Genomic DNA, 12,590 nt, shown 5'->3' with positions numbered 1-12,590 from the left:
ACGAAAGGAGGACGGTATGCTCCCGGCGACGACGCAGGCCGCGGCACGCGAACAATTGCTCCGGTACTACACCGAGACGCTCCGGATACTGCCCCCCGAACTGGCGCTGACGCTACGACATCCGGACCTTCCGAATGCGGTGCTGCACCGCGGTGTCACCCTGCCCTGGAACGACAGCGATCCCGACAACGTCCTGGAATTCTTCACCATCTCGTACTGGGTGCTCGGTACCACTCCCGATACCTGCGATCGGTATTTCGACCTGGTGATCCGTGCGTGGGAACAGCAGGGCTGGCCGACGCAGACCGATGAGAACCCGCGCAGCGCCGATACCCGGACACCGGACGGGTACGGGTTCACCCTTATCCAGAGCGTGAACGGATACCTCAGCCTGTCCGGGGCGACACCATCCTTCGAACCCGACGCGGAGGAAGCAACCCCATACCCGACCCGGATCGACCATCCGTGATGGCGGAGAACGAACAGGCGCGGCAGTGGCTGGACCGGGCGGCCGAATACCTGCGCGCGCAGCTGCAGTGGCTGGGGGCTCAGGTGGTTCCCGGTTCGGTACCGCATGTGGTGATTCCGTCGCATCCGTCCGCGGTGGACTGGCAGCAGCCGCCCCAGCATCGATTCGAGGCCCTCGCCAAGCTGTCCGCGCCCTACGACCCGGCCTTCGTCGATCGTGCCGCGCACGCGCTGGAGACCACGGGGTGGGCGGTACGGGTCCAGCGCTCCGACGATCCGGACGCGGTGGGCGTGGTCGCCGTGGTCGGCACCCGCGACGGCTACACCGTCCAGGTGCGCACCGAGGAGGGGTACGGCGGAGTAGTACTTCTCGGAGAGACTCCGAGCGTTGTTGTGTACCAATCGGAACCGTCGACCGCCCCGCTCCCGAAGGTCACATCGGACACCGTGAGCAAGGGCGCGGTGCTGTGCTACGAATGCGACGGTCTCGGAGCCTGTCCCGTCTGCCACGGCCGCGGCTGGACCAAGGGCGGGCCCTCGGGCCGTCGGCGTTGCCGAGAATGCCTGGGCGCCAGGGTATGCCCGGTCTGCGGCGGAGCGGGGGAGCTGAGCATCGCGGAGCTGTCGGACGAGGCTCGAGCGCAGTATCCCGATCTCGGTTGAGTCGAAATATACACCGGTGCAAGGTATTTCAGCTGATCAGATATTCGGCGGCGATCGCCGCGCCATCCGTGCGCATGGTGGCGGCCACGGCACGAGCACGCGCTGCCATCGCGGGTTTCAGCGCGGCGTCGAGCGCGGCGGTGAGCGACTGGACCGTCGGTTCGGCGACCGGGTGCATGAGGCCGATTCCGAGGTCGTCGACCCGGCGCGCCCAATAGGACTGGTCGTAGACCTGGAGCCGCTCGTCTCCGGTCTCGGACACGACGACCTGCGGTGTCCTGGCCCGCGCGGACGCGAAAGTGGTGCCTGCGCCGCCATGGTGGACGACCGCGGCGGTGCGGGGGAACAGCGCCTGCTGGTTGACCTCCCCGATGAAGATATGGTCCGGCGCGGTGGCCACCGGATCGAAATCGGCCCAGCCGGAAGCGAAAATCGCCCGGCGGCCGAGGGCCCGAGCCGCTGCGATGAGCACCCGGCTGGTTGCCACGGGAACGCTCGTACTGCCGAAGCCGAAATAGATCGGCGGTTCGCCGGCATCCAGAAACGCGTCGAGCTCCGCGGGCAGCGGACGCCGATCCGGCAGGATCCACGCACCGGTCTGCACCACGTCGGGGTCTGCCGGATCCGGCCACGGCGCCAGCACCGGATCGGCGGCCAGGAGCGGACGGTCGGTGAAGACGTGTGGGCGCACGTCCGCGACCGGGTCCAGGCCGACCGCCGCGCGGTGGGCATTGAGCGCGTCGTCCCAGATGTTGTTCCAGCGCAGCGTTTCCTGAAACCACAGGGCGCGATTGTCGATGCCCGGTGCTGCAGCCGGTCCCGGTATCGGGGGCGGTGCGTGATGGCACGAGGGCAGCGCGATCGGGCAGTTGACCGCGGCGACATAGCGGATGCCGCGGTGTTCGGCAACAGATCGGGCGGCCACCGGCAATGCGCCACAGGCGACCAGTACATCGCAGTCGGCGGCGGCCACGGTCAGCGTGGTGAATTGGTCGGCAATCGTCGTAGACCGATGCCGGTCCGGCTCGTCGGGCGGAATTTCGCCCATATATCGCTCTGCGGTCGGGCGCAAATGCGGGCCGAGGGGGACGAATGGGAGCTGGAAACCGCTGATCAGATCGCCGAAATCCGGTGGCGCACAGATCCGCACCGGTGCACCGTACTCCCGCAGCCGCACCGCCAAGGCCAGGACGGGTTGCACATCTCCGCGCGTACCGATTGTCGCCAGCAACACGCGCATACGAACGAACTCCTCCGATTACGCCGAGCCGGCAGGCGATGCCGCCCAGGCCGATTCATGCCAAGATGGACGAGGGTACCGGACGCGGTATGACGTGATGGTGCTGCGTTGTCGAGATAGTCAGGAGTGCTGAGATGGCTGGGAATCGTCCGACCAGCGGCAACCCTTGGCCTGCACTGGAGCAGGCGACGAGGGACTCCAAAGAGCCCTTGACCCTGCGCGGGGGTGCGGCCCTGGACCTGGCCAATGCGGCGGCGGAAGTGGCAGGCCGGCTGAAGGCGTTGAAGAAGCCGGTCGAGAGCATGATCCAGTTCTACAATCCCTCCAACCTCCCCTCCGGCTCGGCCCTGGCCACCAGATTTCAGGATATGGGGCACCAAATGGGCCGTATTCTCGACCACCATATCGAAATTGTGGAGGATATGCTCGCCACCTTCAAAGCCGCCGGAAAGGCGTACGCCGAAGCGGAAGGCTTCAGCAAGGACTCGCTCGACGCAGTCAGGGTGGACAAGAACGCCAAGCTCCCCTCCGTCCCGGGCGTCTCCGGCTCACCGCCGGAGTGGAAGTGGGATTCGAAGCCGTCGCGCAAGGACAAGGGCAAGGACGACAAAGGCAACGAAAAGCGGATTGCCGATCCGGACGACCGGCTGGGAAAACCGGACGGCAAGGGCGGATTCGCGTTCAACGACAACCCGTACTCGAAGACCTGGGAACAGCTGTACGACCTCGGCGCTTACATCAGAAACGTGAGCGCGGTCGGGGCGTGTGCGAGTCAGGCCGAACTCTGGCGCTGGGCGCACAAACAGCTCGATGAGATCTACCGCGATTTCGGCTTCAAACTGCAATCCACCATGAGCACCGACTGGAAGGGCGGCTGGGCGGCAGGGGCGGCCAAGAGTGCTTGTGAGTCGTACGCGAGTTCCATCCAGGATCTGCGGAACAATATGGAAAGGGTTGCGCTCAACTACGAATACACCGGTCGCTGGCTGGACGATACCCAGGCAGCGATGCCGCAGTCGCGGACCAATCCGGCCGGAACGACTTACAGCGTTCCGAGTTCCTATGCGGGCAGTACGTCCTCGAGCACGGTCACCATGCCGGACAACACCAAGCATTACCAGGACATGATGCAGGCCACCTACTGCACGGGACTTCCGGTCTCGGCGGACATCATGCCGACACTGCCCGCCGCGGCGGCCGCCTTCGGTGATCCCAAGTTCTTCCCTCCGACCACCCAAGGCCCCCCTGTCGATCCGCGCACCGGGGCCCCGACCGGATCGCCGACGGGGTCCCCGACCGGATCTCCTACGGGGTCTCCGACCGGAACCCCCGGCCCCACCACCCGCCCCGCAGCTCGCGGCGGTCCGCAACAGCAGCCGAAGCAGAGCCCTGCGGACAAACGCCTGCAAGAGCAAGAGCGCAAACTGCGCGAGCAGGCGTTGCAGGATGCCAGGAAACAGCGCGAACAAGCGTTGCGTGACGCGAGGGAACAGCGCGAACGGGACGAGAAGAACCGTGCGCAGCAGGAAAAGTTCCAGAAGGAGATGCAGGACCGGGCCCGCAAACAGCAGGAGGATGCGGCAAAAGCTCAGGCGGCGGGGCAAGCTCAGCAGGCCATGCAGCAGGGGATGTCCGCCGCGCAGCAGGCCATGCAGCAAGGCATGGCGGCTGCCCAGCAGGCGGCGCAGCAGGCGTTGGCCGGGGAGCAGGCGGCGCGGGCTCGCGCCGGTATCCCCGGCCTGCCCAAGCCGGGCGAGCTTCCCAAGCTGGGTGGCGGTGGCGGTGCGGGCGGAGGTGTCGGCGGCGGCGCGGGCGGCGGCGCAGCGGGCCTCGGCAAGGACCTCGCCCAGGCATCCAAGCTGTTTCCCCGGGCAAGCGCGCCGATCTCCGCAGGTGCGGCAGCGGAATTCGGTGGTCGCGCGGGCGCGGCCCCGACGGCAGCCCAGCCGGGAGCGCCCGGATCGCCCGGCGCGGCCGGCCGTGGAGCGGAAGGGGCGAACGGCGGTAAGGAGCACAGGCGTCCTGCCTACCTCGAGTCCACCGAGCATCTCGACGATGCGCTGGGCGAGGCGCCGCGCGTCGTGAAACCTGTTGTGGAGAAATGAAACGTACCTGGTCGTTCACCGATATCGAGTTCGTCACGCTGTGGGAGGATTTGTACGACGACAATCTGCCCGGTGTGTTCACGTTCTTGAGCGATGTCGAGAACTATTACGACTACCTGAGGTTGCAGCGCCAGGCGCGCGAACGAATACGCAACAACCTCGATCCGGCCATCTACGAGGTGCTCGACATCGTGGTCCGGCCCGATATCCAGATCGTGGTGCGCGGATTCGACGGCCAGGACCCGGAGAATCCGAAGGCCGGTATTCGGCTGCTGGCCGTGCGGCGCGGCAACGAGGGTTATCTGCTGGAGCAATTGCCCGGTGCCACGGTTCAGCACAGCGGCGGCTTTACCGTCACCGAATGCGATGCGGTGCGCCTGGCCGACGTCGTCGTGGCCAAGCTGCCCAAGGCCGACGCGGGTAGCCGGGCGCGCGTGACGCTGCCGGCTCCGCCGAGTCAGCTGGTCGACGACGAGTACGGAAAATCGGCCCTGTGGGACACCTTCGACGACAGTGGTGGGGATCCGCAGAGCAATTGGTTCTACCAGCAGAAACCGAAGTATATCGGCGGAATCGAAGTGGCCCAAGGCATCTCGCGGTTCGGGCCGCGCGGTCGCACGGTCCGGTATCTGGAGTGGCGTGACGTGCTCGGCGACGGCCGTTTCGTCATCGTGCCGACGATGCCTCCGGCGGCCGTGGCCGTCGACGAGCGGGCGTTCATCGCAATGATCAACACCGAGGTGGCGACCATCGTGCGCGCAATCAAGGAGGAGCGGGTGTAGGTCGCGGGGCTGTCGAGAGCCTGTCGTGACGGGGCTCCCGTTCAGGCCGCGTTCGTGTCATCATGTGCCCACGGTGGGGCGCTGGATGACGGCGAACGGACTAGGAGTATCGGTATGGGCGGTAACGTACCGAACTGGAGAGCGGTTGCCGCGCAGGCGCGATCGGGTGGGATCGAGCTGAAGCACGACGCCGCCCTGGCCTGTGCGCAGGCGTGCGTGCGGACCGTGGACCGGCTGCGCGGCATCAAGGAAAAAGGGGTCGCCCGGGTCGACGGTGCCGACGCGATACCCGATTTCTCGAACCTGTCCTCCGGCATCACCTTTGCGGCGAAGATGCGGGAGAAGGGGAGCGAGTTCGGCCGGATCATCGATGCGCACATCACAGTGCTCACCGATATGACCGATGCCTTCGTGGCCGCCGGCCGGACCTACGACGCGGCCGAGGGGCGCTCCGCCGAGGCATTCGACAAGATTCGCGTGGGGAAGACCTACACCGGCGGCCTGTCGAGCGATCCTCCCGGCAGCGGGCGGATTCCGGAGCCGACGGCCAAGGGGCCGATCACCAGTACCCAGCAATTGACGCAGGACCTGGTCCACCCCGGTGCGGCCGGCACCTCGGGCTCCAGTCGGTTCCCCGGTCTGTTGTCTCCCGATGGCAGGGGCCGCCCGATCGAGGATCTTCCGAGAGATCTGACCAAGTCCTACAAGGTGCCCGAGAGCCTCTTGGAGGCCGGCCGGTTCGCGGCCCTCGGCGTCAAGGCCGAACCCGTGGACTATATGAACTATCCGCGGTTGCACAGCCTCGGTCTGAGTATCAAGGCCCAACCGGCCGCGGACGCCGCGGCCGTGTGGGGATGGATAGCGTCGGAGATGAACGCGCAGTTCATCGAGCTGAACAACAATCTGTCCGGCGCGGAGGGCAATTGGCGCGGCGGTGGTGCACAGAAGGCGATCGGCGCCTCGAAGGCCTACGTCACCGCCACGACCCAGGTGATCGGACAGGCGGTGCAGCTGCGCGACAATCTCTACTACACGTCGGGATGGTTGAGCCGGACCCGCGCCGGTCTGGTGAATATGCCGCCGCCCGACCCGAAACAAGATCAGGACGCCACCTGGGGGAAGGCCGTGTATTCGGCGTTCTACGCCTCGGGTATGGACACCGCGGGTGCGAAGGTTCCGGACTTCGTCACTCCGAGCCCGGTTGCCGACCCGAGTTCCGTCGGACCGGGTTCCTCCGGTGGTCCCGGTGCGCCGCGAGGCGGTTCGCCCCTGCCGAAACCCGGGTCACCTCCGCCGGGGTCGGCGACTCCGCCGGTGTCCGGCCGGCCCCCGGGTTCGGACGGTCCCGGCGATCCCCTCTCGAAACTGGGACAGCAGGCGGGTAACGCCCTGCAGACGGCGGCCGACGCCGCGAAGAATCTGGGCGATGCGAACCCGGGCAGTGCCGCGAGCATGCTTCCTGCGAGTGCGTCGGCGCTGGACGGTGCGGCCGGAAAGACGGCGGGCGGCGGCGGAAAGGCCGGTGGCGGCGCGGGATCCGGCGGTGGCGGCGCGGGATCCGGTGCGGCCATGCCCGGTGCGAGTGCGCTCGGCCGGGCGACGAGCCCGTTCCCGCGGGCCAGCGCATCGGGGCCGGGTGTCGGCGGTATGGCGGGCCGGGCGGGCGCCGCCCCGATGGCGGGTATGCCGGGAACGCCGGGAGCCGCTGGTGCCCCCGGACGGGGCACGGGCCAGGATCAGGACGGCAAGGGACATAAGCGCCCCGACTATCTCGAGTCCACCGACCATATCGATGGGGCCCTCGGCACGGCTCAGGTGGTCTCGCGGCCGGTTCTGGACCAGTGAGAACCTGGCATTTCACCGATCTCGAATTCGTCGTGGCCTGGGAGCCGATGCAGACGGGAGCGGCTGTCCCGGAACCGTTCACCTACACATGCCGCACACCGGACTACGACGAATACGAGAGGGAGAAGGACCGAACGAGGCAGCGCCTGCACTGGTTGGACGCCGATATCGACGCCGTGCTCCAGGCGCTCGTGCTTCCCGACATCAGGATCGTGGTCACCGGGTGGGCCGAGGATTCGGGCGAACCGAAGGACCGTATCCGATTGCTGGCCGCTCGCAGTGGGCCGATCGGCTGTCTGGTGACCCAACTGCCCGGTGAGACGGTCTGGCACAGCGGCGGATTCACCGTCGCCGAGCACGACCCGCTGGCACTGGCCGATGCGGTCGCCGCCGCGCTCCCGCAGCGGCAACCCGGAACCCTCGGGCGCGTCGTTCTCGAATCCGGCACCGGCGAGTTGGACTATTCGCTGCGCCGGTCGCAGGCCCACGAACTGACCCACGATCGCGAGCTGGATCGCCTGCAGCGGTACCTGCGGGCCCCGAAGTCCGGACACGGGACCATCCGAATCATCCAGGGCAGTTCGCGATACGGCCCGCGCGGAATCACCCGCCGCACCCTGCAGTGGCGCGACCTGCACGGCGACGGGCGATACGCGATCATCGGCACCAGCCCGCCCGTGGCGACCGCCGTCGACACCAGGCGGCTGACCGCGCTCATCAACGCCGAGATCGTCGAGGTGATACGCGCGATCAAGGATGAGCGCAGCTGACGGTCATACAAACCCCCACACTGGGGGCTTGCCAGAGCTTCCCCCTGAACCGAAACTACCGGCAGGACGTATATCGAGACAGAGTCGAAATCGGTGCGCGCTCCAAGATCGTGCGCGCGCTCGCAGGTTGTCGGTCCGAGACCGTAGAGTGACGACGTACGACGAGGGGATGAGGGACCATGTCGACAGCGACGTCCAGAACCGGCGCGATCTCGGTGCGCACCACCGAACAGGGTTTGCCGCTGGCTGTCTCGGTGGAAGCACAGGAGTTGCGGCGCAATCCCGCCGAACTCGCCCAGGAGATCCTGCGGCTGTGCCGGCAATCGGCCAATCGGGCCGGGCTGGCGCGCCGGGAGCAGTTGGCGGCCGCCGGGCTCAGCAGCGAGGCGCTCGCCCTGACCGGCCTGCCGAAGCCGGAAGATGTGGCTCGCCAAGAGCTTTCCGAGGAGCAGGACTACGACGTCGAACCGGAGAGCTGGCTGAGGTCGGTATGAGTTACACGATGGACGAGATCCAGGCTCGTGCCCAGCGGCAGCTGGATCGCATGCGGGATTTGAGCGATCGGATGGCGGGCCTGCGGGTCTCGGAGACCTCACCCGACGGTGCGGTCACCGTGACCGTGGACGGTAACGGCGCGCTGTGCGATCTGCGGCTGTCGGCGGCGATCGCCCGGATGTCACCGCAGGAGTTCGAGCGGATCGTGGTGCAGACGGCCGGACAGGCCGCGGCCGCTGCCTTCGCGCAGCGTGGCGAGCTCGTCACGGAGTTCAACGAGGAGAGCTCCCCATGAGACCACGATCGTCGCCGTGCTTGGCGAATCTTTACCGGCTCTTAAGGAGGGAGCGCAAAGATTTCACTGACCTTGGTACCCCTTCGTCAGGTAAGTTTGGGATGAATCAGACTAATCGTCTTCTCGCAGAGGGTGTTTCCCGATGAGTGAACTTGTTGCTGTGCCCGATGCGATCCGCCGATACGGCGATGCTGCGGCGACGATGGCGGCCCAGACCGCGACCGCCGGAGCGGTGAACCAGACGGCCACCATGGCCGCGGCGATCCCGGTGTTCGGTCTCATCGGCCAGGACTTCCTGGCAACCTTCGCGGTGGCGCAGGCCAACAACCTGCAGTCGGTGGCCGAATTGGCCGCCGTGCACGCGATGACCGCGGTGACCGCCCACGAGAGCGCCGCCACCTATGAGGTGGCCGACGGCGGTTCGGCCGCTCAGTTCAACCGACTCAGTCACAGCTGATGTCCGAGGCCCTGGATCAGTCGGTACTGGATCTGCTGCGCAACAGCGCGGCAGGGCCGATGCTCGACCGCCCGGTGAACGACGTCCTGCGGGATATGGGCCTGCCCCAGCTGCCGGATCTGTCCGCGCTGCCACCGCTTCCGGACCTGCCGCCGCTTCCGGTGCTCGATCTGTCGGTGTTGGCGAAGCCGCTCACCGATCTGGCGAGCACCTTCGGCACCGGCCAATTCCCCTCGGTGGCACCGACTCCCGCCGGGGCGCCCGCGCAGCCCGAGGGTGGTGCGACACCCGCCGCGGCTCCGGCCGGAGCTCCGGCGATGGATCCCTCCCAGCTGTTCTCGCAGATCTCGAGCGTGGTGCAGACCGTGGTCTCGCTCGGCACCTCGGCGCTGCAGATGGCGATGCAGCTGTGGCAGGGCGCGGGGGCCGCCAAGGCGGAGGAGAAGGGCGTCCAGGCCCACAAGGACAGTGTGCTGGTCGCGGAACAGAGCGCGGAAACCTCACTGGGCCTGGCCAATGCGGCCGGTACGGTCTTCCGCGGCTCGACCATGATGTCGGGCATCATCGCCAAGTACCTGACGTCCCTGGCGGCGGCGGGTCCGTTCCTGGTCACCCCGCCCGGCCAGGCGTTCGTGCTGGCGATGTCGACCGAGACGCTGGCCGAGGCGATGGCCGTGGTCGCCCAGACCCGCGGCGAACTCACCGTGCACAGCAGCACTATGGCCAAGACCGGCCGCAAGGTGCCGGTCACCGCCGCCCCCAAGGGTGTCGACCCCATGCAGATGGTGTCCCAGTTGCTGCAGATCGTGCCCGCGTTGACCAGTGCGGCCACGCAGGGCGCGCAGACCGCTGCGCAGGTGGCTCGGACGCTGGATCCGCCCAAGCCGGTTGCCTCCGAGTACGACAAGGCAGGTGGGCCGGACAAGGATCTTGCCAAGGCGGCCGGGCTCGGCGGCGCCGGTGGTGGTGGCGGTGCCATCGGCGGTGGCGGTGGCGGCGGAATCGGCGCCGCGGCGGCCGCGGCCGCACGGCCGCTGAGCCCCTGGGTCGATGCCCGCTCCTCGGGCGCCCTGGGCGCCGCCGGTGCGGCGAACCCGTCGGCGGGTACGGGCGGGAGCTCCCCGGTGCGCGGCACCAGCAACACCGTCGCGACCGGCGCCGGGAGCCCCGGCATGATGCCGATGGGTCCGATGGGTGCCGCGGGCGCGCTGGCCGGGCGCAGCGCCGAGGAGACCACCGAAGGGCTGCGCGGCCAACTGGTGACGAGCCAACACGGCGATGAGGTCGTGGGCGATATGGCCGGGGCCTCACTGCCGGTGGTCGGCGCGGCCGAACGAGTGTCGGAACCCACCGACAACGAACCACCGGACAAGGCACTCACCCTCTGACAGGAGGACGTCATGAAATTCGATCCCGTTCGGGCACAGGAGTCCGCGGCCGGTCTGGACGCGCTGGCGGACCGCCTCGAGGCCGATCTGCGGACCCACGCTCCCGCACTGGCGGTGGCGCCCGCCGGTCTCGACGAGGTGTCCCGGCATGCCGCGGACACCATGCGCACGGTGGCCTCCTCCTACGACGAGGCCGCTACCGCAGGCGTTCTCGAACTGCGCAAGCTGGCCGCCGCGCTGCGGTCGCAGTCGCAGCAGCTGACCGGGATGGACGCCGATAACGCGCTCGGTCTCGCGGCGATCTGACACGGGGCACCATGGTCGAACCTCCGGTCCCCGGTTTCACCGGTGTGGTCTGGGAAGCCAGGCCCACCGAGCAACTGGCGCGCGACCTCACCACGGGTCCTGGCGCGGTGCCGATGGCCGAGGCCGCCGCGGCGTGGACTCAATTGGCCGCGAGTTTCGGTGCGGCCGTGATCGAGTACGACCGCATCATCAACACCGTCCGCGAGGCATGGCGATCCGAGGGCAGCGAGATGGTGCTGGAGCGGATCACCAAACTGCGGGAGTGGCTGATGGACGCCGCGACCGCCGCGGGTCGCAATGCCGCCCATGCCGGTGGTCAGGCCACCGCCCACGAGGTGGCCCGGATGGCCATGCCGCACGTCGCCGAGATCGCCGCCCTGGAAGCGGCGAAGCAGGCGATCGAGCAGGTGGGCGCCGGACTCGGCGCCCCACTCGTCGGGGCGGCGGCACAGGTCGACGCCCAACAGGATCTGGCCAAGGCCGGTGCGGCCCGGGTCATGCGCAGCTACGAGTCGGCGGCGGCCCCGCTGGCGACACCCTGGGAGCAGCAGCCGCCGCCGGTGATCGCCTCCGCGGCGGCGTTGGAGGCCGAACAGGTCTCCGCCACAGCGCCTCCGTCGCCTGCGGTCGCTCCGGCCGTCGCGTCCGGCGCTTTTCCGGCCGCGTTGGCCGGACGTCTCGGCGCGGTCGAGATGCCGCGTGTCCCGAGCGCCTACCGCACCCAGACCGTCCAGGTGGTGCCGGAGGCGCAAGCCAGTCCGCTGCCGTCGACGTCGACCTCGACCGAGTCGAGCACCGGGCGCGGCATGGTGCCGGGAAGTGTGGCGCCGTCCACCGCGCTGTCGGATGCCGAGCGCACCGTCCGTGCCGCGGCCGCGGCCGACCGTCCCGGCGAGGGATTGGAGATCGAGGCCGGAATCGCGGCCGCCCCACCGGTTCTCGGCGGGGCCGAGCAGCCGCGCACGACCGCACCCGGGCAGGCCTCATGACCACGATGACCAACGACGGGCTGCTCGCGGTGTCGGACCTGCTGGGTGTGCAGACGCTGCCACTGGTCCTCGGTGTCGGTCCGCAACAGGATTCGGTGGAGGCCTGGACCGCCGCGCTCGGTGCGGCGATGGACGGGCTACGGCATCGGGGACTGGTCGACCGGCACGACGACGTGGACGCCGAACTCGCTGCGGCCCTGCGGATTCTGTCGCAACCGGAACGCGAGCTGGCCGCCCGCCTCTACACCGCCTCCGGGGTACGCCAGGTCTGCCTGGCCCGCCAGGGCGGTCAGCACGCGGTGGCGACCCGGTCCGGCGACACCTTCGAGGTGACCACCACCTGGGCCGACGACGACGGCGCGGCATTGGCACGGCCGGTCCTGGAGGCGCTGGGCCCGTGCCCGCCGGCGGCGATCACGAGCATCAGCGCACCCGCCGACGAATTGCGCGAACGTCTCGATGCGGCCGTTGCGTCCAGCGACTACAGCCAGATCCTGTACGGGCTGGGCGCCGCGGAACGAGACGCGATCGAGTTCGGGCTCGCCATGGCCGACTGCCATGCGCACGCCGAGATCGTCGCCTACGCCTACGACGACGGCGTGACCATCAGATCGTCCGGAGCGGTCGCCGTATACGACACGTCGCGCGGTCGTATCGTCGCCAGCCCCGGCGCCGCCCCGGACCTGAGGGTCTGGTCCACCTTTACACCGGGCACCGATCATCGCATCGCACAGGCGATTTCCGCGCTGGTCGAATCCCTGCCCGGAGGAAGGTGGATGCCCTAGTC

At 68.5% G+C, this 12,590-nt stretch carries 14 protein-coding genes; 13 read left to right on the top strand and 1 reads right to left on the bottom strand.

Annotated elements, in window-relative coordinates; genetic code table 11:
- Nucleotides 1-16: 16 nt before the first annotated feature.
- Both IU452_RS03270 and IU452_RS03265 read left to right on the top strand, forming a co-directional pair.
- Nucleotides 17-469: a hypothetical protein gene (locus IU452_RS03270; RefSeq protein ID WP_195107327.1), complete on the top strand. Its 453-nt coding sequence runs from the start codon at nucleotides 17-19 to the stop codon at nucleotides 467-469.
- On the top strand, nucleotides 469-1,131 hold the full coding sequence (locus tag IU452_RS03265) for a hypothetical protein (protein ID WP_195107326.1): 663 nt from the start codon (nucleotides 469-471) through the stop codon (nucleotides 1,129-1,131). The genes IU452_RS03270 and IU452_RS03265 overlap by 1 nt, the downstream gene beginning before the upstream one ends.
- 28 nt (nucleotides 1,132-1,159) lie before the next feature.
- Here IU452_RS03265 and IU452_RS03260 read toward each other — a convergent pair whose 3' ends face one another.
- Nucleotides 1,160-2,371 carry a glycosyltransferase gene (locus tag IU452_RS03260; protein WP_195107325.1) on the bottom strand — a complete coding sequence of 404 codons (1,212 nt, stop codon included), beginning with the start codon at nucleotides 2,369-2,371 and terminating at the stop codon, nucleotides 1,160-1,162.
- 209 nt (nucleotides 2,372-2,580) lie between these two features.
- Between IU452_RS03260 and IU452_RS03255 the strand changes: the two genes are divergently transcribed.
- The 11 genes from IU452_RS03255 (at nucleotide 2,581) to IU452_RS03205 (ending at nucleotide 12,588) form a co-directional block, all read left to right on the top strand.
- Nucleotides 2,581-4,476, top strand: coding sequence for a hypothetical protein (locus tag IU452_RS03255; protein ID WP_195107324.1), 1,896 nt, complete (start codon nucleotides 2,581-2,583; stop codon nucleotides 4,474-4,476).
- On the top strand, nucleotides 4,473-5,258 hold the full coding sequence (locus IU452_RS03250; RefSeq protein ID WP_195107323.1) for an ESX secretion-associated protein EspG: 786 nt from the start codon (nucleotides 4,473-4,475) through the stop codon (nucleotides 5,256-5,258). The genes IU452_RS03255 and IU452_RS03250 overlap by 4 nt, the downstream gene beginning before the upstream one ends.
- A 114-nt stretch (nucleotides 5,259-5,372) precedes the next feature.
- Complete coding sequence (locus tag IU452_RS03245; protein WP_195107322.1) at nucleotides 5,373-7,103, top strand: hypothetical protein; 1,731 nt, start codon at nucleotides 5,373-5,375, stop codon at nucleotides 7,101-7,103.
- Nucleotides 7,100-7,873 carry an ESX secretion-associated protein EspG gene (locus tag IU452_RS03240; RefSeq protein WP_195107321.1) on the top strand — a complete coding sequence of 258 codons (774 nt, stop codon included), beginning with the start codon at nucleotides 7,100-7,102 and terminating at the stop codon, nucleotides 7,871-7,873. Before IU452_RS03245 ends, IU452_RS03240 begins: the two co-directional genes overlap by 4 nt.
- Nucleotides 7,874-8,052: 179 nt before the next feature.
- Nucleotides 8,053-8,367 (top strand): hypothetical protein, encoded by a 315-nt coding sequence (locus IU452_RS03235; RefSeq protein ID WP_195107320.1) that lies wholly within the window; start codon nucleotides 8,053-8,055, stop codon nucleotides 8,365-8,367.
- A complete protein-coding gene (locus IU452_RS03230; protein WP_195107319.1) occupies nucleotides 8,364-8,663 on the top strand; it encodes a YbaB/EbfC family nucleoid-associated protein in 300 nt (99 codons plus the stop codon). Before IU452_RS03235 ends, IU452_RS03230 begins: the two co-directional genes overlap by 4 nt.
- Nucleotides 8,664-8,805: 142 nt before the next feature.
- Nucleotides 8,806-9,120, top strand: a complete 315-nt coding sequence (locus IU452_RS03225) for a type VII secretion target (RefSeq protein WP_195107318.1) — start codon at nucleotides 8,806-8,808, stop codon at nucleotides 9,118-9,120.
- Entirely contained in the window at nucleotides 9,120-10,508 is a 1,389-nt protein-coding gene (locus IU452_RS03220; RefSeq protein WP_195107317.1) for a hypothetical protein, read from the top strand. Before IU452_RS03225 ends, IU452_RS03220 begins: the two co-directional genes overlap by 1 nt.
- Nucleotides 10,509-10,520: 12 nt before the next feature.
- Nucleotides 10,521-10,814 carry a PE family protein gene (locus tag IU452_RS03215; protein ID WP_195107316.1) on the top strand — a complete coding sequence of 98 codons (294 nt, stop codon included), beginning with the start codon at nucleotides 10,521-10,523 and terminating at the stop codon, nucleotides 10,812-10,814.
- A gap of 11 nt (nucleotides 10,815-10,825) precedes the next feature.
- Nucleotides 10,826-11,803, top strand: coding sequence for a PPE domain-containing protein (locus tag IU452_RS03210; RefSeq protein WP_195107315.1), 978 nt, complete (start codon nucleotides 10,826-10,828; stop codon nucleotides 11,801-11,803).
- Complete coding sequence (locus IU452_RS03205; protein ID WP_195107314.1) at nucleotides 11,800-12,588, top strand: ESX secretion-associated protein EspG; 789 nt, start codon at nucleotides 11,800-11,802, stop codon at nucleotides 12,586-12,588. Before IU452_RS03210 ends, IU452_RS03205 begins: the two co-directional genes overlap by 4 nt.
- Nucleotides 12,589-12,590 lie beyond the last annotated feature (2 nt).

Origin of the sequence: Nocardia transvalensis (assembly GCF_015477765.1) — a bacterium.
GTDB lineage: Bacteria > Actinomycetota > Actinomycetes > Mycobacteriales > Mycobacteriaceae > Nocardia > Nocardia transvalensis_A.
Note: the sequence above shows the minus strand (reverse complement) of the source record. Positions and strands in the feature narration are given on the sequence as shown.